The organism is Pseudomonas sp. 05N431 (assembly GCF_056397005.1).
Genome location: NZ_JBFTMN010000002.1, coordinates 402,847 through 423,966 on the forward strand (window position 1 = coordinate 402,847; position 21,120 = coordinate 423,966).

General features: G+C 60.5%; 16 protein-coding genes. 10 read left to right on the plus strand and 6 right to left on the minus strand.

What is annotated here, in order from left to right; all coding sequences use genetic code 11:
* Positions 1 to 84 precede the first annotated feature (84 nt).
* The gene (locus AC1DIG_RS04935) at positions 85 to 2,001 is read right to left on the minus strand and encodes an ATP-binding cassette domain-containing protein (RefSeq protein ID WP_477766375.1); all 1,917 of its coding nucleotides are present in this window, start codon (positions 1,999 to 2,001) and stop codon (positions 85 to 87) included.
* 213 nt (positions 2,002 to 2,214) lie between these two features.
* Between AC1DIG_RS04935 and AC1DIG_RS04940 the strand changes: the two genes are divergently transcribed.
* The gene (locus AC1DIG_RS04940) at positions 2,215 to 4,143 is read left to right on the plus strand and encodes a transglycosylase SLT domain-containing protein (RefSeq protein WP_477766376.1); all 1,929 of its coding nucleotides are present in this window, start codon (positions 2,215 to 2,217) and stop codon (positions 4,141 to 4,143) included.
* Between the two features lie 118 nt (positions 4,144 to 4,261).
* On the opposite strand, the gene AC1DIG_RS04945 is transcribed toward AC1DIG_RS04940, so the two are convergent.
* Positions 4,262 to 6,061 carry an ABC transporter transmembrane domain-containing protein gene (locus AC1DIG_RS04945; protein ID WP_477766377.1) on the minus strand — a complete coding sequence of 600 codons (1,800 nt, stop codon included), beginning with the start codon at positions 6,059 to 6,061 and terminating at the stop codon, positions 4,262 to 4,264.
* Positions 6,062 to 6,319: 258 nt separating this feature from the next.
* Between AC1DIG_RS04945 and AC1DIG_RS04950 the strand changes: the two genes are divergently transcribed.
* A complete protein-coding gene (locus AC1DIG_RS04950) occupies positions 6,320 to 6,499 on the plus strand; it encodes a PA1571 family protein (RefSeq protein ID WP_477766378.1) in 180 nt (59 codons plus the stop codon).
* 174 nt (positions 6,500 to 6,673) lie between these two features.
* Here the strand turns inward: AC1DIG_RS04950 and pdxB are convergent, their stop codons facing one another.
* Positions 6,674 to 7,816 carry a 4-phosphoerythronate dehydrogenase PdxB gene (gene pdxB, locus AC1DIG_RS04955; protein ID WP_477766379.1) on the minus strand — a complete coding sequence of 381 codons (1,143 nt, stop codon included), beginning with the start codon at positions 7,814 to 7,816 and terminating at the stop codon, positions 6,674 to 6,676.
* A 148-nt stretch (positions 7,817 to 7,964) separates the two neighbouring features.
* On the opposite strand from pdxB, the gene AC1DIG_RS04960 reads away from it, so the two are divergent.
* Entirely contained in the window at positions 7,965 to 9,374 is a 1,410-nt protein-coding gene (locus AC1DIG_RS04960) for an MATE family efflux transporter (protein ID WP_477766380.1), read from the plus strand.
* A gap of 49 nt (positions 9,375 to 9,423) precedes the next feature.
* Here the strand turns inward: AC1DIG_RS04960 and tusA are convergent, their stop codons facing one another.
* Together tusA and rlmM are read right to left on the minus strand one after the other, a co-directional pair.
* Complete coding sequence (tusA, locus tag AC1DIG_RS04965; RefSeq protein ID WP_477766381.1) at positions 9,424 to 9,675, minus strand: sulfurtransferase TusA; 252 nt, start codon at positions 9,673 to 9,675, stop codon at positions 9,424 to 9,426.
* Between the two features lie 178 nt (positions 9,676 to 9,853).
* Positions 9,854 to 10,927 carry a 23S rRNA (cytidine(2498)-2'-O)-methyltransferase RlmM gene (rlmM, locus tag AC1DIG_RS04970; protein ID WP_477766382.1) on the minus strand — a complete coding sequence of 358 codons (1,074 nt, stop codon included), beginning with the start codon at positions 10,925 to 10,927 and terminating at the stop codon, positions 9,854 to 9,856.
* A 222-nt stretch (positions 10,928 to 11,149) separates the two neighbouring features.
* Here rlmM and acnA point away from each other — a divergent pair, with 222 nt between their 5' ends.
* The 3 genes from acnA to AC1DIG_RS04985 all read left to right on the plus strand — a co-directional run bounded on the left by acnA (position 11,150) and on the right by AC1DIG_RS04985 (position 16,611).
* Positions 11,150 to 13,900 carry an aconitate hydratase AcnA gene (gene acnA, locus AC1DIG_RS04975; RefSeq protein WP_477766383.1) on the plus strand — a complete coding sequence of 917 codons (2,751 nt, stop codon included), beginning with the start codon at positions 11,150 to 11,152 and terminating at the stop codon, positions 13,898 to 13,900.
* A gap of 253 nt (positions 13,901 to 14,153) precedes the next feature.
* Positions 14,154 to 14,945, plus strand: coding sequence for a lysostaphin resistance A-like protein (locus tag AC1DIG_RS04980; protein WP_477766384.1), 792 nt, complete (start codon positions 14,154 to 14,156; stop codon positions 14,943 to 14,945).
* A 100-nt stretch (positions 14,946 to 15,045) separates the two neighbouring features.
* The gene (locus AC1DIG_RS04985; RefSeq protein WP_477766385.1) at positions 15,046 to 16,611 is read left to right on the plus strand and encodes a methyl-accepting chemotaxis protein; all 1,566 of its coding nucleotides are present in this window, start codon (positions 15,046 to 15,048) and stop codon (positions 16,609 to 16,611) included.
* 186 nt (positions 16,612 to 16,797) lie between these two features.
* Here AC1DIG_RS04985 and AC1DIG_RS04990 read toward each other — a convergent pair whose 3' ends face one another.
* The gene (locus tag AC1DIG_RS04990) at positions 16,798 to 17,475 is read right to left on the minus strand and encodes an alpha/beta family hydrolase (protein WP_477766386.1); all 678 of its coding nucleotides are present in this window, start codon (positions 17,473 to 17,475) and stop codon (positions 16,798 to 16,800) included.
* Positions 17,476 to 17,573: 98 nt separating this feature from the next.
* On the opposite strand from AC1DIG_RS04990, the gene ccoN reads away from it, so the two are divergent.
* Genes ccoN through ccoP form a run of 4 tightly spaced genes read left to right on the plus strand, consistent with a single transcriptional unit; the run spans position 17,574 to position 20,777 of the window.
* On the plus strand, positions 17,574 to 18,998 hold the full coding sequence (gene ccoN / locus AC1DIG_RS04995) for a cytochrome-c oxidase, cbb3-type subunit I (RefSeq protein WP_477766387.1): 1,425 nt from the start codon (positions 17,574 to 17,576) through the stop codon (positions 18,996 to 18,998).
* Positions 18,999 to 19,008: 10 nt separating this feature from the next.
* Positions 19,009 to 19,617 (plus strand): cytochrome-c oxidase, cbb3-type subunit II, encoded by a 609-nt coding sequence (ccoO, locus tag AC1DIG_RS05000; RefSeq protein ID WP_477766388.1) that lies wholly within the window; start codon positions 19,009 to 19,011, stop codon positions 19,615 to 19,617.
* Between the two features lie 3 nt (positions 19,618 to 19,620).
* The gene (locus AC1DIG_RS05005) at positions 19,621 to 19,827 is read left to right on the plus strand and encodes a cbb3-type cytochrome oxidase subunit 3 (RefSeq protein ID WP_477766389.1); all 207 of its coding nucleotides are present in this window, start codon (positions 19,621 to 19,623) and stop codon (positions 19,825 to 19,827) included.
* A complete protein-coding gene (ccoP, locus tag AC1DIG_RS05010; RefSeq protein WP_477766390.1) occupies positions 19,824 to 20,777 on the plus strand; it encodes a cytochrome-c oxidase, cbb3-type subunit III in 954 nt (317 codons plus the stop codon). The genes AC1DIG_RS05005 and ccoP overlap by 4 nt, the downstream gene beginning before the upstream one ends.
* Positions 20,778 to 21,120 lie beyond the last annotated feature (343 nt).

A 21,120-nucleotide genomic window follows, 5' to 3' on the forward strand; every position in this document is an offset into this window, starting at 1 on the left:
AGCCAGCTCCCACATAAAATCGCATTCCATATGAAAAGCCCGGCGCTCATTACTGAACGCCGGGCTTTTTCATAACAGGATCAATCAGGCATCCAGCTCGGCCCAGCGCTCGACCAGTGCATCGAGTTCCGCTTGCAACTGCTCAAGCTGCGCGATGACCTTGGCGGTTTCAACAGCAGGACGCTGATAGAAACCGGCATCGGCCATTTCGGTTTGTACCTTGGCGATCTGCTGTTCCTTGGCATCGATATCGCCCGGCAACGCTTCCAGCTCACGTTGCAGCTTGTAGCTGAGCTTTTTCTTGGCCGCTGGCGCTTCTTGAACCGCCACTGGCGCAGGCGCTGCGGTGACGACTGCAGAGTTCAGGTCGGCCTTGCCGGACTTGCTCTCGGTCACGCCCAACAGGCGCGGCGAGCCGCCCTGACGCAGCCAGTCCTGATAACCACCGACGTATTCACGAACCTTGCCTTCACCTTCGAAGACCAGGGTACTGGTGACCACGTTGTCGAGGAATGCCCGGTCGTGGCTGACCATCAGCACAGTGCCGTTGAAGGTCAGCAAGACCTCTTCGAGCAGCTCGAGGGTTTCCACGTCGAGGTCGTTGGTCGGTTCGTCGAGTACCAGCAGGTTGGCCGGCTTGCTGAACAACTTGGCCAGCAACAGACGCGCACGCTCACCACCCGACAACGCCTTGACCGGCGTGCGGGCACGCTGTGGGCTGAACAGGAAGTCACCGAGGTAGCTCAATACGTGACGGCTCTGACCGTCGATATCGATAAAATCGCGACCTTCGGCGACGTTGTCGATCACGGTCTTTTCCAGATCCAGCTGATGGCGCAGCTGGTCGAAATAGGCCACATCGATGCGAGTGCCCTCTTCGACTGTACCGCTGGTTGGCTGCAAACCATTAAGCATCAGCTTCAGCAAGGTGGTTTTGCCGGTACCGTTGGCGCCCAGCAGACCGATACGGTCGCCGCGCTGCAAGACCATGGAGAAGTCCTTGATCAGGAACGGGCCATCCGGGTGGGCGAAGCTGACGTTCTCGAGGACCATCACCTGCTTGCCGGACTTGTCAGCGGTATCCAGCTGAATGTTGGCCTTGCCGGTGCGCTCACGACGCTCGCTACGCTCGACACGCAGCGCCTTGAGGGCGCGAACACGACCTTCGTTACGGGTGCGACGAGCCTTGATGCCCTGGCGGATCCAGACTTCTTCCTGGGCCAGCTTCTTGTCGAACAACGCGTTGGCGGTTTCTTCAGCGGCCAGCGTGGCTTCCTTGTGGACGAGGAAGCTGGCGTAGTCGCCGTTCCAGTCGATCAGGCCGCCGCGATCCAGTTCCAAGATGCGGGTGGCCAGGTTTTGCAGGAAAGAACGGTCGTGCGTGATGAACAGCACGGCGCCCTGGAAATCCTTCAACGCCTCTTCGAGCCAGGCGATGGCACCGATGTCCAGGTGGTTGGTCGGTTCGTCGAGCAGCAGCAGATCCGGTTCGGAAACCAGCGCCTGCGCCAGCAGGACGCGACGACGCCAGCCGCCGGACAATTCGGCGAGGGTTTTGTCAGCCGGCAATTGCAGACGGCTCAGGGTGCTGTCGACCAATTGCTGCAAACGCCAGCCATCGCGGGCTTCGAGGTCGTGCTGAACGTGCATCAGTTTGTCCAGATCGGCTTCGGTAACGCAGTTCTGACTCAGGTGGTGGTACTGCGCAAGCAATTCGCCCACACCGTCCAGGCCTTCGGCCACCACGTCGAACACTGTCCGCTCGTCGGCCACCGGCAATTCTTGCGGTAATTCGCCAATCTTGAGGCCAGGTGCGCGCCAGACGGAGCCGTCATCGGGCTTCTGGTCGCCCTTGACCAGCTTCATCATGCTGGATTTGCCAGTGCCGTTGCGGCCGATGATGCACACCCGCTCACCACGGGCGATCTGCCAGGACACCTTGTCCAACAACGGCATAGCGCCGAAAGCAAGGGACACATCGCTGAATTTGAGCAGGGTCATGAGCTTCTCCAAAAACCGGGCGCGCATTCTACCTGACTTGCGACGCCAGAAGGCCGGCATTTTCAATGTCGCAGCACTCTGCGCCACAATTGTTGCGAACTTGTGCCGACGAGTCAGCAAAGCTTTCACCGGCTGCGGGCAAAAGGCTAAGCTACAGACAATCAGTGCTGGCACCTGCTGGCACTTGTCATGATTTCTCTGCCCGGATGTCTCATGCGCAGTCGCATTTTCAGCTTTTTATCGTGTTTGCTTCTTTCTGCCACTGCCGTTCAATCCGCCCAGGCGGTGGACCTGTTCACCCAGCGCCAGTATTACGATGAAGCCAAGCGCGCCTTGGCCAAGGGCGATACAGGCCCGTATTTTCGCTACAGCCAGGAGCTGAGCGATTACCCGCTGGAACCTTACCTGGCCTATGACGAGCTGACTGCCCGCCTGAAAACCGCGAGCAACGATGAAATCGAAAGATTCCTCGCCCAGCACGGCGACCTGCCGCAAGCCAACTGGATGAAATTACGCTGGCTGCGCTGGCTGTCTGACCGGGGCGACTGGTCGACCTTCGTCAAATACTACGACCCCAAGCTCAACTTCACCGAACTGGACTGCCTCAATGCGCAATACCAGATCGGTCACAACCTCAAGTCCGAAGGTTACGCCAACGCTGAAAAGCTCTGGCTGACCGGCAAATCCCAGCCTGAAGCCTGCGACTCGTTGTTTGCGCAATGGGCCGCCGAGGGCCAGCTGACCGAACAGAAACGCTGGGAACGCCTCAAACTCGCCGCTCACGCCCGCAACTATGCGCTGGCCAACAGCTTGATCAACAACATGACCACCCTGGCATCGCGTGGGCGTTTATTGGTTGATGTCGCGCAAAGACCCGAAATGCTCGACCAGCCTTCGCGCTTCACCCCGGCCGATGAAGCCATGTCCGACATTGTCAGCCTTGGCCTGCGCCGCTTCGCGCGCCAGGACCCGGACCGGGCAATGGCCCTGCTCGACAGCTATGCCAGCAGCATGCATTTTTCCAGCGAAGAAAAAGTCGCTATCGCCCGTGAAATCGGCCTGACCCTGGCCCGACGCTACGACAGCCGCGCCCTCGACGTGATGACCAAATACGACCCGGAACTGCGCGACAACACCGTTTCCGAGTGGCGCTTGCGCCTGCTGCTGCGCCTGGCACGTTGGGACGATGCCTATCAACTGACCCGCCGCTTGCCGCAGGATCTGGCCACCACCAACCGCTGGCGCTACTGGAAAGCCCGCAGCCTGGAGCTTGCCCAACCGCAAAACCCGGAAGCGCAAACCCTGTACAAGAGCCTCGCGCGTGAACGTGATTTCTACGGTTTCCTCGCCGCCGACCGCTCGCAATCGCCGTATTCGCTGGTCAATAAACCCCTGGTATTGAGTCAGGCACTGATCAACAAAGTCCGCAATACACCGGGCGTGCGCCGGGCGCTGGAGCTCCATGCCCGCGGGCAGATCGTCGACGGACGCCGCGAGTGGTATTACGTCAGCCGCCACTTCAGCCGTGACGAAATGGTCGCCCAGGCGAAACTGGCCTACGACCTGAAGTGGTATTTCCCGGCGATCCGCACCATCAGTCAGGCGCAATACTGGGACGACCTGGACATTCGCTTCCCGATGGCTCACCGCGAAACCCTGGTACGTGAAGCCAAGGTCCGCGGCCTGCATTCAAGCTGGGTGTTCGCCATTACCCGCCAGGAAAGTGCCTTCATGGACGACGCCCGCTCCGGCGTCGGCGCCAGCGGCCTGATGCAGTTGATGCCCGGCACCGCCAAGGAAACCGCGCGCAAATTCAGCATTCCGCTGGCCTCACCGCAGCAAGTGCTGGACCCGGACAAGAATATCCAGCTCGGCGCTGCCTACCTGAGTCAGGTCCACAGCCAGTTCAACGGCAACCGGGTCCTCGCCACCGCCGCCTACAACGCCGGCCCTGGTCGCGTTCGCCAGTGGCTAAGCGGTGCCAACCACCTGAGCTTCGATGTCTGGGTGGAAAGCATCCCGTTCGACGAAACCCGCCAATACGTACAGAACGTGCTCTCCTACTCGGTGATCTACGGCCAGAAGCTCAATGCACCGCAGCCGCTGGTGGATTGGCATGAGCGGTACTTCGACGATCTGTAGGAGCCTGCGCAACCTGTGATCTTTTGATCCGGACTTCGGAAAGCTTTAGCATGAGGCGCTGACAAAAATGCCCGCATTGAAAGATGCGGGCATTTTTTGTGAAGGCCTACTTGGTCGGTTACTTGGTCGCGCTGCCGAAAAGTTCGCCATCTTCGGCCGCCCCAACAAACTGCAACGCCGCCAGCCGCGCATACAGCGCATTGCTGGCGATCAGTTCGTGGTGCGTACCCACCGCTATCAGTTTTCCCTGGTCCATCACCGCGATCCGGTCGGCGTTCTTTACCGTGGCCAGGCGATGGGCGATGACCAGCGTGGTGCGGTTTTTCATCAGGCTGGGCAGTGCTTGCTGGATCAGGTGTTCACTTTGCGCATCGAGGGCGCTGGTGGCTTCGTCAAGCAGCAGGATCGGCGCATCCACCAATAACGCCCGGGCGATGGCCAGGCGCTGACGCTGACCGCCGGAAAGTCCGAGACCGCCGTCGCCCAGATGCGTCTGGTAGCCATCCGGCATTTTTTCGATGAAGTCGTGGGCGTAGGCAATCCTTGCCGCTTCCTGGACCTGGGCCAGGGTTGCCGAGGGTTTGCCATAGCGGATGTTCTCTTCGATGCTGCCGAAGAACAGCGCCGGGTTTTGCGACACCAGCGCGAAACACCGGCGCAAATCCATAGGATCAAGTTGGGTCAGCGGCACGCCATCGAGCAGGATGCGGCCCGCGATCGGATCGTAGAAGCGCAGCAGCAGGTCATAAACCGTCGACTTGCCGGCCCCCGAAGGTCCGACCAGCGCGAGGGTTTCGCCGGCCTTGATGGTCAGACTCAAACCATCGATAGCGTAGCTTTCGGGCCGCGACGGGTAGGAAAAGCGCAGATCTTCGAGCAGCAGATCGCCACGCACCCGATCAGGCAATGTCACTTGTCCCGAGACCGGTGGCTGGATGATGTTTTCCGAACGCAGCAACTCGGCAATTCGCTCTGCCGCGCCAGCCGCCCGCTGCAGCTCGCCAATCACTTCGCTCAAGGTGCCAAAGGCACTGCCGACGATCAGGCTGTAGAACACGAAAGCCGCCAGTTCGCCCGCGGAAATGCGCCCGGCCATCACGTCCATACCACCAACCCAGAGCATCACCGCGACCGCCCCCAACACCAGCATGATCACCAGGGTAATCAGCCAGGCGCGTTGGACGATACGTTTGCGTGCGGTGTCGAAAGCCTCTTCCACGGTGACGGCGAAGCGTTGTTCGTCCTGCACCTGGTGGTTGTAGGCCTGCACGGTTTTGATCTGGCCAAGGGACTCCGACACATAGCTGCCGATGTCGGCAATGCGATCCTGGCTCAAGCGCGACAAACGGCGAACCCGACGACCGAAGATCAGAATCGGTGCGATCACCAACGGCAGCGTCACCACCACAATACTGGTGAGTTTCGGGTTGGTGATAAACAGCAGCACGACCCCGCCGATGACCATCAGCAAATTGCGCAGGAACAGCGACAGCGACGAGCCGATCACCGATTGCAGCAGTGTGGTATCGGCCGTCAGGCGCGACTGGATCTCGGAGCTGCGGTTGTTCTCGTAGAACCCCGGGTGCAGGTAAATCAAATGATTGAACACCTGCTGACGGATATCGGCCACGCAACGCTCACCGATCCACGACACCAAGTAAAAACGCATGAAAGTGCCGATCGCAAGGCCCAACACCAGCAACATGAACACGCCGATGGACTGGTTGAGCAACTGCGGTGACTGGGTCATGAAGCCCTGGTCCACCAGCAGGCGAATGCCCTGCCCCATGGACAAGGTAATGCCGGCAGTGACGATCAGCGCCAGCAAGGCACCGAGCGCCTGCCAACGGTAAGGTGCAACAAAACGACTGGCCAGGCGAATCGCGCGGCGGTGACGGGCAGACAGCATCAGGATCATCCGAAAGCACAAACTGAAAGGATCAACCTGGCCAAGCCTACACCGGTCGATCCGCCGCAACGCGGTAAATCACAATGAGTCAGGTTAAATATGACCGCTGACAATAGAGCCTAGATGTTATCGGTCTAAAGTCTGGCTAGAAGTCCGGGGTTATTTCTGATGGACTGGTATTGCCGCCTTGTCCCCTGTAGGGAGTTGTCACAGCTTGGTCATTTGGTGGTTCTACAGTAAACGCACAACCTGATGAGGAGACAGGCCATGTCCTTGCAAAACAGCAGCGATGACAAGATTCAAGTGATCCGCACCCAGCCAGACCAGTCTCTGGGGTGCTCCATCATTGACGCTCAAGGGCGCGAAGTACCGATCACTGAAGAGATGATCCAGAGTGCGTGCCGCGAACTGGACCAACGGTTGGTCAAGCCTGCCAAGCAAGATTGATGCATAGCCTTACGTCTTCCGACCCGGCCTCTTGGCCGGGTTTTTTATTATCCGTCTGAAAGTAATGTCGTTTGTCAGGGCCTCATCGCGAGCAAGCTCGCTCCCACAGTGGATTTTCGGTGATCACAAAACCCTGTGGGAGCGAGCTTGCTCGCGATGAGGTCGACTCGATCCCTAGATAGCCACCGCCCCCAGCGCCGCCACCATTTGCCGCAATGCCGGCGACTCACCCTCAATGCGCACCTTCAGCCCGTCAATCTCACGCCGCTCAGGGTAATGCTTGCGCAGCAAGTCAAACGCCGTGCGCTGTTCGGCACCGCTGACCACCAGGCTGCGGCGGAAATCCGCGTCATCACGACGCGGGTCGTACACGCCACGGCAGACCATCGCCAAGGCCCAGGCCGGATCACAGCTGGCGTTCAAGTGGACTTGCGCCAGCCACGGTGCCGGCAACAATTCATCAAGGGAGACCTGGGCCGGCTGCCCGAGGAACTGGCAAAACGCCTGATAGATCTGCGCAGTGCCGCGCTGCTTGCCGTCGAGGCTGTAACCGGCGATATGCGGGGTAGCGATCACACACAGCTCGGCCAAGCCAATATCGACGCTCGGCTCGCCTTCCCACACGTCCAGCACCGCTTGCAGATCTTCGCGCGCCAGCAGCACTTCACGCAACGCGGCATTGTCCACCACCGGACCACGGCTGGCGTTGATCAGCCAGGCGCCAGGCTTGAGTTGATTCAAACGGTTTTCGTCAAACAGGTGCCAGGTCGAATGCTCGGCATCGTTGCTCAACGGGGTGTGCAAACTGATAACGTCGCATTGCCCGATGATCTGCTCCAGGCTGACGAAGTCGCCGCCTTCAGCTGCCTGACGCGGTGGATCGCAGACCAGCACCTTCCAGCCCAGACCTTGCAGGACCTTGACCAGCCGACCACCGACTTCACCGGCACCAACCACCCCGTAAGTACGTTCGGCCAGCTCGACGCCTTCGATTTCGGCCAGGGTCAGCAGGCTGCCCAACACGTAGTCGACCACGCCTCGGGCATTGCAACCCGGCGCGCTGGACCAGGTGATGCCGGCCTGCTGAAAGTAGTCCAGGTCCAGGTGATCCGTACCAATGGTGCAGGTGCCGACAAACCGCACGTTGCTGCCTTCGAGCAAGTCGCGGTCGACGTTGGTCACCGAACGCACCAGCAGCACATCGGCCGCCTCGACCGTTGCGCGGTCGATGGAGCGTCCCGGTACGCGGCGTATTTCACCGAAACCTTCAAAGAACGAATCGAGCAGCGGGATATTTTCGTCGGCAACAATCAGCATGGCAGGCTCCTTTGGCGGATCGGCAGTGTAGCGCAGCTCCCGCGAGGAATGAGCTTTACAAATCCACAACACAGGAATTTTCCTGACTGCGGCGTCAACGCGTAGAATGCGCCGCCCCGCGCATCAATCCCCTCTGGACGCTTCGCCTGTGAATTCCGTAACTGACAGCCTCGCCGCTACTTCCCTCGACCGCCCGGCCCGGGTTCGCCTGGAGCTTAAAAACCTGCTTGGCCTGGCGCTGCCGATCATGATCGCGCAACTGGCAACCACCGCCATGGGCTTCGTCGATGCGGTAATGGCCGGCCGGGTCAGCCCACGGGATTTGGCGGCGGTGGCACTGGGCAATTCGATCTGGATTCCGATCTACCTGCTGATGACCGGGGTTCTGCTGGCCACCACCCCCAAGATCGCCCAACGCTTCGGCGCAAAGCAGCACGACGAGATCGCGCCTCTGGCACGCCAGGCCTTGTGGCTGGCACTCTGTGTCGGACTGATGGGCAGTGGCCTGCTGCTGAGCGCCGAGCCGATCCTGCACTGGATGAAAGTCGACCCGCAGTTGATTGAGCCGAGCATGGGCTACTTGCACGGTATCGCCTTCGGCTTTCCCGGCATTGCCTTCTACTACGTACTGCGCTGCTACAGCGATGCAATGGGCCGCACCCGTCCAAGCATGGTCATTGGCCTGGGTGGTTTATTGCTGAACATTCCAGTGAACTACGCGCTGATCTATGGCCATTTCGGCCTGCCGGCCCTCGGCGGTGTCGGTTGCGGCTGGGCCAGCGGCATCGTCATGTGGTTCATGGCGCTGAGCATGGCCGGCTGGACCCGCTGGGCGCCCTTCTATGCCCCCACGCGTGTGCTGGTGCGTTTCGATCGTCCGCAGTGGGCGGTGATCAAACGTCTGGTCGGCATCGGCCTGCCGATCGGTATCGCGGTATTTGCCGAGTCCAGCATCTTTGCAGTCATCGCCCTGCTGATCGGCAGCCTCGGATCGACCGTCGTGGCCGGGCACCAGATCGCCCTGAACATCAGCTCGCTGCTGTTCATGATTCCTTATTCCCTGGGGATGGCGGTCACCGTACGGGTGGGTCAGGCACTGGGAGCCGGGAACCCGTATCAGGCGAGCTTCGCGGCGAAAGTCGGCCTGGGCGCGGCACTGGTGTTTGCCGCATTCTCGGCGAGCCTGATACTGCTCCTGCGCGAACCCATTGCCTCGATTTACACCGCCGACAAGACCGTCATCCAGATCGCCTCGATGCTGATCGTCTATGCCGCGCTGTACCAGTTTTCCGATGCTATCCAAGTGATCTGCGCCGGCGCCCTGCGCGGTTATCAGGACACCCGGGCGACGATGGTCCTGACGTTGTTCGCCTATTGGGGGATCGGCCTGCCGGTGGGATACGTGCTGGGGTTGACCGACTGGTTCGGCCCGGCCAGCGGCCCGAGCGGGCTGTGGGAAGGTCTGATTGCAGGCCTGAGCTGTGCGGCGCTGATGCTGTCGATCCGCCTGACGCGCAGTGCACGCAAGCGAATCCGCATCAGTCGGGCAGCGAGTTAAGCGACGGTAAAGAGAAGGCCTGCAAACGCAGGCCTTTTTTTCGGGTCCGTTAATCGGACTTCTTGCGAATCCAGTACAGATAAGTCCCGGCATCTTCATGCTGTCCAACCAGTTCATGGTCCAGAAACACGCAGAACTTGGGAATGTCGCGACGGGTCGACGGGTCGGTGGCGATCACCTTGAGCAGGCCGCCAGGCACCAGATCACGAATATGCTGGTGCAGCATCATCACCGGCTCCGGGCAATTGAGGCCGGTGGCGTCGAGGGTGCCGTCTACCGGCGTATTGATCATTTCACTCATGATTCACTCCTGAAACTGGCCGGCATTGTCGCGCAAAACCGGGCTTAGCGTCATCTGTGGCATTACGCTGTACCTGTGGGAGCGAGCTTGCTCGCGATAGCGGTACATCAGCCAGCTTCAATGTTGAATGACACACCGAAATCGCGAGCAAGCTCGCTCCCACATGGGTCCGTGTGAATCAGCGGGATTTCGGTTTTTTCATATCATGCCGGCGCAAATGGCAGGTCACTTCTTCGCGGTCGTGGTACAGCTGTTTGCAGCCGATATCGACCCGTATGCCACGCGCCTTGAAGCCTTCTGCGATGCGCTCAAGCAAGCGCTTCACTTCGGCATAACGCTGCTTCATCGGCAGCTTCAGGTTGACCACCGCCTCGCGGCAATGCCCCTCGCCAATCCATTCTTCCAGCATCGCCGCGTTGCGCGCTGGCTTCTCGACGATGTCGCAGACCATCCAGTCCACCGGTTGCTTGGGCTTGAAGGTAAAACCGTCGGCCATCAAGTGCTGAACCAGCCCGGTGTCCATCAGGCTTTCAGCCATCGGACCGTTATCGATAGCCGTCACCAGCATGCCGCGATTGACCAGTTGCCAGGTCCAGCCGCCCGGCGCGGCGCCAAGGTCGACGCCGGTCATATCGCTGTGCAGGCGCTCATCCCACTGATCACGCGGGATGAAATGGTGCCACGCCTCTTCCAGCTTCAAGGTCGAACGGCTTGGCGCTTCACGCGGGAACTTCAAGCGCGGAATGCCCATCGGCCACATCGCCGAGTTGTTGGCTTCGGCCAGGCCGACGAACACTTCGCGGCCGCTTTTGAAGGTCAGCAGCAAACGTGGCTTGTTGGCGTCCTCCACCAGTTTGCCGGCGCCGGTCAGCGCCTTGCGCAGCGGGCCTTCGAATTTCTTGCAGAAGTTCGACAGCTCTTTGCCGTCGTTGGTGTCGACCACTTCCAGCCACAAGCTGCCGCACGTCGGGAAGCTCGCCAGATGGGCGAGGATCACGCTGATGCGGTCGGTTTCCGGCAGATCGATGAAGATGCCGCGCGCCCATTGGCGCGGAAAAATCAGCTCGGCGAAACGCTGGCCGCGCATCAGGCGCTCGGCGCCATCTTCTTCGGTGCAGACAAACTCGGCGCAGGCGCTGGCGGCTTTGGCCTTGGCATAACCGGCCACGTTCAGCCGCGCGGCGTGTTCGGAAATCTCGGAACAGACTTCGCCTTCGAAGCCCGGCCGGCAATGCATAAAGAGGGTGTTCATTCTTACTCCTGGGCAGATGGCGAGACATTCAACCACTGCGCGATGCCCAGACTTGCGTTGAAGCAAAGCCTGTCACGAAAACCGGCGCATGATAGCCGAGTTCGCAACGCCGGACTTGTCCATAGCGTCCGGTTATTAGCCAGATTTGCCAAACAGGGCTAGGTTAAAGGCTCTGTCCGTCCCGTCAGTCCGTAGCCGTGCGGACCAAAAGGAGTCATTTCAATGCCGTCCCTTGATAGTCTGAAGACCCTTAAAACGCTGAAAGTAGACGACAAGACTTACCATTATTTCAGCTTGCCGGAAGCCGCAAAGTCCTTGGGCGATCTCGACAAGCTGCCGATGTCGCTCAAAGTGCTTCTGGAAAACCTGCTGCGCTGGGAAGACGAAAAAACCGTTACCGGCGCCGACCTCAAGGCCCTCGCCGCCTGGCTCAAAGAGCGGCGCAGCGACCGGGAAATCCAGTACCGCCCCGCGCGCGTGTTGATGCAGGATTTCACCGGCGTACCGGCAGTGGTCGACCTCGCGGCCATGCGCGCCGCCATGGCCAAGGCCGGTGGCGATCCGCAGCGAATCAATCCGCTGTCGCCGGTGGACCTTGTGATCGACCACTCGGTGATGGTCGACAAATTCGCCAGCAGCACAGCCTTCACCCAGAACGTCGACATCGAAATGCAGCGCAATGGCGAGCGTTACGCCTTTCTGCGCTGGGGCCAGAGCGCCTTCGACAACTTCAGCGTGGTGCCGCCGGGCACCGGCATTTGTCACCAGGTCAACCTCGAATACCTCGGCCGCACCGTATGGACAAAAGATGAGGACGGCCGCACCTACGCCTTTCCGGATACGCTGGTCGGCACCGACTCCCACACCACCATGATCAACGGCCTCGGCGTACTCGGCTGGGGGGTTGGCGGCATCGAAGCGGAAGCGGCGATGCTCGGCCAACCAGTGTCGATGCTGATCCCGGAAGTGATCGGTTTCAAACTCACCGGCAAGCTCAAGGAAGGCATCACCGCCACCGACCTGGTACTGACCGTCACCCAGATGCTGCGCAAGAAAGGCGTGGTCGGCAAATTCGTCGAGTTTTATGGCGACGGCCTCGCCGAGTTGCCGCTGGCGGATCGCGCGACCATCGCCAACATGGCCCCGGAATACGGCGCCACCTGCGGATTTTTCCCGGTGGACGAGGTGACGCTGGAGTACCTGCGCCTGTCCGGTCGACCTGCCGCCGTGGTGAAACTGGTCGAGGCCTACTGCAAAACCCAGGGCCTGTGGCGCCTGCCCGGCCAGGAGCCGGTGTTCACTGACAGCCTGGCGCTGGACATGAGCAGCGTCGAAGCCAGCCTCGCCGGCCCCAAACGCCCACAGGACCGAGTGTCGCTGCCAAATGTCGCCCAGGCGTTCACTGACTTCCTCGGCCTGCAAGTCAAGCCCGCACGCCCCACCAGCAAGGATGAAGGCCGTCTAGAAAGCGAAGGTGGTGGTGGCGTCGCGGTCGGCAATGCCGATCTCGTGAGTGAGGCGGACTACGAGTACGAGGGCCAGACGTATCGGCTGAAAAACGGTGCCGTGGTGATTGCCGCCATCACCTCGTGCACCAACACCTCCAACCCGAGCGTGATGATGGCGGCCGGGCTGGTGGCCAAAAAAGCCGTGGAAAAAGGCCTCAAGCGCAAACCGTGGGTGAAAAGCTCCCTGGCGCCGGGCTCCAAAGTGGTTACCGACTACTACAAGGCCGCTGGCCTGACCCAATACCTCGATGAATTGGGCTTTTCACTGGTCGGCTACGGCTGTACCACCTGTATCGGTAACTCCGGGCCGTTGCTGGAACCGATTGAAAAAGCCATCCAGAGCTCCGACCTGGCCGTCGCCTCGGTGCTGTCCGGCAACCGCAACTTCGAAGGTCGCGTGCACCCTCTGGTGAAAACCAACTGGCTGGCCTCCCCGCCGCTGGTCGTCGCGTATGCCTTGGCCGGCAGCGTGCGCATGGACATCAGCAGCGAGCCGCTGGGTGAAGGCAAGGATGGCAAACCGGTGTACCTGCGGGACATCTGGCCGAGCAGCAAGGAAATCGCCGACGCCGTGGCGCAGGTCGACACCGCGATGTTCCATAAGGAATACGCCGAGGTGTTTGCCGGAGACGCGCAGTGGCAAGCCATCGAAGTCCCGCAAGCGGCGACCTACGTCTGGCAGAAGGATTCCACCTACATCCAGCATCCGCCGTTCTTCGATGATATTTCCGGCCCCCTGCCGGTGATTCAGGACATCAGCGGTGCACGCGTACTGGCGCTGCTCGGCGATTCGGTGACCACCGACCACATCTCCCCCGCCGGCAACATCAAGGCCGACAGCCCGGCCGGACGTTACCTGCGTGAACAAGGTGTGGAACCGCGAGACTTCAACTCTTACGGCTCACGTCGCGGTAACCATGAAGTGATGATGCGTGGCACGTTCGCCAACATCCGCATCCGCAACGAAATGCTCGGTGGCGAAGAAGGCGGCAACACGCTCTATATTCCGACCGGAGAGAAACTGGCGATCTACGATGCCGCCATGCGTTATCAAGCGGCGGGCACTCCGCTGGTGGTGATTGCGGGTCAGGAATACGGCACCGGTTCAAGCCGTGACTGGGCGGCCAAGGGCACCAACCTGCTGGGCGTCAAAGCGGTGATTGCCGAGAGCTTCGAGCGGATTCACCGATCCAACCTGGTGGGCATGGGCGTACTGCCGCTGCAATTCAAGCTTGACCAGAACCGCAAGAGCCTGAACCTGACCGGCAAGGAGACACTCGATATTCAAGGGCTGACGGGCGTCGAGCTGACGCCGCGAATGAACCTGACGCTGGTGATCACCCGCGAGGACGGCAGCAGCGAGAAGGTGGACGTGTTGTGCCGGATCGACACGTTGAACGAAGTGGAATACTTCAAGGCGGGAGGGATATTGCATTACGTGTTGCGGCAGTTGATTGCTTCATAATGTCGCACTGACAAAAACACCGCCTTTGGGCGGTGTTTTTGTTTGTGGGATTCTCGTCTCTATAATTCCGCGCCACTTGATGGGCGCTGCTCACAATGTTGTGCCAGACACAAAACCACTGTGGGAGCGAGCTTGCTCGCGATAGCGTACTGACAGTCGACATCAATGTTGAATGTAATTGCCTCATCGCGAGCAAGCTCGCTCCCACAGTGGACCGAGTCACACTGCAAAATCCCGGGAACAAGGACTTCACATGATTGCTCTGCCATGGCTCTACCTGGCACTCCTCTCCATTGGCTACGCACTGGCCCTGATCTACAGCCACCTTGGCTGGCTGGCGGCCATTTCCGTCGGGTTGTTAGCGTTTGCCGGCTTTGCCGTTCGCCAACCACAGATCCAGGTCGGCCGCGTCCTGGGCCACGGCCTGTTCATTTTCCTCGCGGTGGCGCTGGCAATGCACTGGCTGCCCGGTTTCTACAACGGTCGCGGTATCGGCCCGGAACGTTTCAGCGCTGACGCCGTGCCGTTTTCCATGTACCTGAACCTGGACAAACCACTGATTGGCTTCTGGCTGTTGCTGGTGTGCCCATGGATCGTCGGTCGCCGCTCCCTGCGCCTTTCACTGTATGCCACCGCCGTTGCTCTGCCCCTGAGCGCGCTGGCCGCTCTTGGTGGTGCGCTGCTGCTGGGCATGATCAGTTGGGCGCCGAAGTGGCCCGATCAAGCCTGGCTCTGGGTGCTGAACAACCTGCTGCTGGTGACGCTGGTCGAGGAGGCGCTGTTTCGCGGTTACATTCAGGGCGGTTTGAGTCGCTGCCTGCAACACCTGCGCTACGGCGAACACCTCGCCCTGCTTGGCGCCACGTTGTTGTTCGGTCTGGCGCACCTCGGCGCCGGCTGGCAATGGGTGTTGCTGGCGAGCCTCGCCGGGTTCGGTTATGGGCTGGCGTACCGTTTCGGTGGGCTGGGGGCCGCCATCGCCACGCACTTTGGCTTGAATCTGCTGCACTTGGGCCTCTTCACCTACCCGATGCTGGCGGGTTGAAGATCAAGAAATGTGCGCCAGCGCTGAATATTGAAAAATAATTTCAATTTATTCCTGGCGCTGCCGACACCCTCTCAAAGCCTTGCGGATTGAAAAAGCCATGCGTAATAACCAGCCCATTACACAACGCGAACGGACCTTTCCGGCTCAGCAACGGTTGATTTCCACGACCGATGCCAAAGGCGTGATCACCTACTGCAACGACGCTTTCGTCGAAATCAGCGGGTTTTCTCGTGAAGAGCTGATCCGTGCACCGCACAACCTGGTCCGTCACCCCGACGTTCCGCCCGCGGTCTTCGCGCACATGTGGGGCACACTGAAACAAGGCTTGCCATGGATGGGCATTGTCAAGAATCGCTGCAAGACCGGTGACCACTACTGGGTTAACGCCTATGTCACACCGGTGTTCGACGGTAATCAGGTGGTCGGTTACGAGTCGGTGCGGGTCAAACCCACCGCCGAACAGATCCGCCGTGCCGAAGCGCTCTACCAACGCATCAATCAGGGCAAGTCGGCTATTCCTCAAACAGACAAATGGCTACCGGTGCTACAGGACTGGTTGCCGTTCATTCTGGTCAGCCAGCTGAGCTTCATGATCGGCGCCACGCTTAACTCGCAGTGGGGTTTTGCGCTGGCCGCCGGACTGTCCGTGCCGCTCGGCCTGTTGGGCTTGAGCTGGCAACAGCGTGGCCTCAAGCGCTTGCTGCGCCTGGCCGAGCAGACCACATCCGACCCGCTGATTGCGCAGATGTACACCGACAGCCGCGGCGCTCAAGCGCGCCTGGAAATGTCGATCCTCAGTCAGGAAGCCCGTCTGAAAACCTGCCTGACTCGCCTGCAAGACACCGCGGAACACCTGAACGAGCAAGCTCGACAGTCCGACGCCCTGGCGCACAAAAGCTCGACCGGCCTGGAACGTCAGCGCGTCGAGACCGAGCAAGTGGCGACCGCCGTCAACCAGATGGCCGCCACCACCCAGGAAGTCGCCAGCCACGTACAACGCACCGCTGACGCGACCCAGGAAGCCAATCGCCTGACCGGCCGTGGTCGTGACATCGCCGGTGAAACCCGTGACGCGATCCAGCGCCTGTCGGTAGTGGTCGGTGAAACCGGCCTGACCGTGACCCAACTGGCCAAGGACAGCGACGAAATCGGCGGCGTGGTCGACGTGATCAAAGGCATCGCCGACCAGACCAACCTGCTGGCCTTGAACGCGGCCATCGAAGCGGCTCGTGCCGGCGAGATGGGCCGTGGTTTTGCGGTGGTTGCCGACGAAGTAAGGCAATTGGCGCAACGCACCAGCGAATCGACCGGGCAGATCCATGCCCTGATCGCCAAACTCCAGCAAACCGCCGGCACCGCGGTGCAAACCATGGAAGCCGGTCACCGCCAGGCTGAAGAAGGCGTGGCGCGGGTTCTGGAAGCCGACCAGGCACTGGTGGGCATCAGCGAAGCAGTGGCCAACATCACCGACATGACCACCCAAATCGCTGCCGCGACCGAAGAGCAAAGCGCCGTAGCCGAAGAGATCAGCCGCAACATCAGCACCATTGCACAACTGGCTGACCAGACTTCGGAACAGGCACAGAACTCAGCCCTGCTGAGCGAAGAGCTGACCCGTACGGCCAATACCCAGTATTCGTTGGTGGAGCGCTTTAACCGCTGACAGATGCCAGAAAGAACAAAACCCGGGAGGTGAAGCTTCCGGGTTTTTTATTGCCAGTTTGAAAGTGATGTCGCCTGTCAGGGCCTCATCGCGAGCAAGCTCGCTCCCACAGGGTTTTGTGCGCCACCACAATCCAATGTGGGAGCGAGCTTGCTCGCGATGAGGCCGCAACTGCCACCATCATTATCAGAGAAGAAACTCAGCAACCTTCTGCGCCGCAGCCGCCAAATGCTGCTCATGAGTAAACCCGGACGCCTTCAACGGCTTCAAATCATGATCGCCAGCCACTAACCACATCACCTCGATACTCGGCGACAACACGTAACCCTCGACCGCCTCACGATTCCCCAACGCATCCCGCTCACCTTGCACAATCAACGTCGGCGTCTTGAGCCCGGCCAGATGCTCGACTCGCGGCCTCTCCGGTTTACCCACCGCATAAAACGGATACCCCAGGCACACCAACCCATCCGCGCCCAACTCATCGGCCAGCAAACTGGCCATGCGCCCGCCCATGGACTTGCCGCCAATGGCCAGACGCCCAGCGACATGGCGTCGCACCAGGGCATGCACTTCACGCCAGCATTCGAGCAATTTGGGCGCCGGATTCGGCGGGCGCTTGCCACCGTCGACGCGCCGCTGCGCCATGTACGGAAACTCGAAGCGCAACACGTTGACGCCCTGCGCGGCAAGGCGTGCGGCGATGTCGTTCATCCACTGACTGTCCATCGGTGCGCCCGCGCCATGCGCGAGAATCAGCGTCGCCGATGCCGGCACCGAGGCGGCATCCCACAGCCATCCGCGATCCTGCACGCACTGCGCCCATTGATCCCCGTCAATACTGGCCTTGTGCTGTTTGTCCATGCTTGCCTCGCTTTTAATCTGCCTATAACTCCAGGCGAAGGGAGCGTCATCGCCCTGCGCGGACGCTTTCACTTCGGCTGAACCGTGGATGGGGAACCATGAACACTTCTTTAAGTACCGCCTATAACTACAAGGTGGTCCGCCAATTCGCCATTATGACGGTGGTGTGGGGCATCGTCGGCATGGGGCTCGGGGTTTTTCTCGCGGCTCAATTGGTCTGGCCTGAACTCAACTTCAATTTGCCCTGGACCAGCTTCGGCCGTTTGCGCCCGCTGCACACCAACGCGGTGATCTTCGCATTCGGCGGCTGCGCCCTGTTCGCCAGCTCCTTCTATTCGGTGCAACGTACCTGCCAGACGCAGCTGTTCGCGCCGAAAATCGCCGCATTCTGCTTCTGGGGCTGGCAGTTGGTCATTGTCCTGGCCGCCATCAGCCTGCCGCTGGGGTACACCACTTCCAAGGAATACGCCGAGCTGGAATGGCCGATCGCCATTTTGATCGCCATCGTCTGGGTCGCCTACGGCGTCGTTTTCTTCGGCACGGTGATGAAGCGCAAGACCAAGCACATCTACGTCGGTAACTGGTTCTTCGGTGCGTTCATCATCACCGTGGCCATCCTGCATATCGTCAACCACGCCTCCCTGCCGGTGAGCTGGACCAAGTCCTACTCGGCCTACGGCGGTGCGACGGATGCCATGGTGCAGTGGTGGTACGGCCACAACGCGGTAGGTTTCTTCCTCACCGCCGGCTTCCTCGGGATGATGTATTACTTCGTGCCGAAACAGGCTGAACGCCCGGTGTACTCGTATCGCCTGTCGATCGTGCACTTCTGGGCACTGATCACCCTGTACATCTGGGCCGGCCCGCACCACTTGCACTACACCGCGCTGCCGGACTGGGCGCAGTCGCTGGGCATGGTGATGTCGCTGATCCTGCTGGCACCGAGCTGGGGCGGGATGATCAACGGCATGATGACCCTCTCGGGCGCCTGGCATAAGTTGCGCAGCGACCCGATCCTGCGCTTCCTGGTCGTGTCGCTGGCGTTCTACGGCATGTCGACCTTCGAAGGGCCGATGATGGCGATCAAAACGGTCAACGCCCTCTCCCACTACACCGACTGGACCATCGGCCACGTACACGCCGGCGCACTCGGCTGGGTGGCGATGATCTCGATCGGCGCGCTGTACCACATGATCCCGAAAATCTTCGGCCGCACGCAGATGTACAGCCTCGGCCTGATCAACTCGCATTTCTGGCTCGCGACCATCGGCACCGTGCTCTACATCGCCTCGATGTGGGTCAACGGCATCGCCCAAGGCCTGATGTGGCGCGCGGTCAACGAAGACGGCACGCTGACCTACTCCTTCGTCGAAACCCTGGTGGCCAGCCACCCAGGCTACGTCGTGCGGCTGGTGGGCGGCGCGATCTTCTTCAGCGGCATGCTGCTGATGGCTTACAACACCTGGCGCACTGTGCGTGCCGCACAGCCAGCCGAAGTCGCCGCCTCGGCGCAGATGGCCTGAGGAGTCCGCCATGAAACACGAAACGATTGAGAAAAACGTCGGCCTGCTGTTGCTGCTGATGGTCTTCGCGGTGAGCATCGGCGGTCTGACCCAGATCGTCCCGCTGTTCTTCCAGGACGTCACCAACAAACCGGTCGAAGGCATGAAGCCTTACACCGCACTGCAACTCGAAGGTCGCGACATCTACATCCGCGAAGGTTGCGTCGGTTGCCATTCACAGATGATTCGTCCGTTCCGCGCCGAGACCGAGCGTTACGGCCACTACTCGGTGGCCGGTGAAAGCGTCTGGGATCACCCGTTCCTGTGGGGTTCCAAGCGCACCGGCCCGGACCTGGCCCGGGTCGGCGGTCGCTACTCGGAAGACTGGCACCGCGCGCACTTGTACAACCCGCGCAACGTCGTGCCCGAGTCGAAGATGCCCGCCTACCCATGGCTGGTGGCCAACGCGCTGGACAGCAGCCACACCGAAACCAAGTTGCGGACCATGCGCACCCTCGGCGTTCCATACACCGACGAAGACATCACAGGCAGCGTCGAAACGCTCAAGGGCAAGACCGAAATGGATGCGCTGGTCGCCTACCTGCAAGTGCTCGGCACTGCGATCAAGAGCAAGAGGTGAGCCATGCCCTTTGAAATAAGTAGCGGAATGATTCGCGGCCTGGGCACCGTCGTCGTCTTCATAGCCTTCGTCGGACTGGCGCTGTGGGTGTTCAACGGCAAACGCAGCCCGGAATTCGCCGAAGCGCGCCTGCTGCCCTTTGCCGATGAACCGCAACCCGACGACGCCACCAGCCAAGAAACAGCAACAACAAGGAGTACCCAGCCATGACCACCTTTTGGAGTACGTGGATCTGCGTGCTGACCATTGGCAGCCTGATCGGCCTGACCTGGCTGCTGATCGGCACCCGCAAGGGCGAAACCAAGGGCAGCGTCGACCAGACCATGGGCCACAGCTTCGACGGCATCGAGGAGTACGACAATCCGCTGCCGCAGTGGTGGTTCATGCTGTTCGCCGGGACCCTGGTGTTTGCCGTCGGCTACCTGATCCTTTATCCGGGCCTGGGCAACTGGAAAGGCATTCTGCCCGGCTATCAGGACGGCTGGACCCAGACCAAGGAATGGGACCGGGAAATGGCCAAGGCCGACGCCAGGTTCGGACCGATCTTCGCCAAATTCGCGGCCATGCCCGTGGAAGAAGTCGCCAAGGATCCACAAGCGCTGAAAATGGGCGGACGCCTGTTTGCCTCCAACTGCTCGGTCTGCCACGGCTCGGATGCCAAGGGCGCTTTCGGTTTCCCCAACCTCGCCGACAACATCTGGCGTTGGGGCGGCAGTGCCGAAACCATCAAGACCACGATCATGGGCGGACGCATGGCAGCCATGCCGGCCTGGGGTGAAGTGCTGGGCGAAACCGGGGTGAAAAACGTCGCGGCGTATGTCCGTCACGAGCTCGCCGGCCTGCCGCTGCCAACCGACAGCGGCGCTGACCTGCAAGCCGGACAGCAAGTGTTCAGCACCACTTGCGTAGCCTGTCACGGTGCAAATGGCCAAGGCACGGAACTGATGGGCGCGCCAAACCTGACGCAACCGGCAGGCTTCATCTACGGCACCAGCCTGACGCAGCTGCAGCAGACCATCCGCCATGGTCGCCAGGGTCAAATGCCGGCGCAGCACGAACTGCTCGGCAACGACAAGGTGCAACTGCTGGCCGCGTATGTGTACAGCTTGTCTCACAACCCGAACGCCGAGCGTTTGCAGGCTGAAAGCAAAACCGAATAAATCTTCACTGCCCAACTGCTGCATTCACCCGAATGCGGCAGTTCCCTGCTCCTTTGCGACGCATTGTCGCACCCCTCAATGGGTCTGCCTTTCGGTTCGGTGGATTCGCGTCTACGCTTGCTTCGAAGCGGACTGGCAACAGCCGGTCAAAGGTCAACCGTACACGATGCGTTCGACGAATCTGTTCGATGACAGGCCGCAAAGGCTGGTAGATACCGGCTGTCGCGCAAATTGCCGTCTGTCACCTGCCCGCCTCGTTTGAACACACCCAGTTACACCTGACCCGACCCCCTTGCCTTTTTGGTCCGCCGAGACATTTTGTCCACGGGCAATTTTGTCCCTA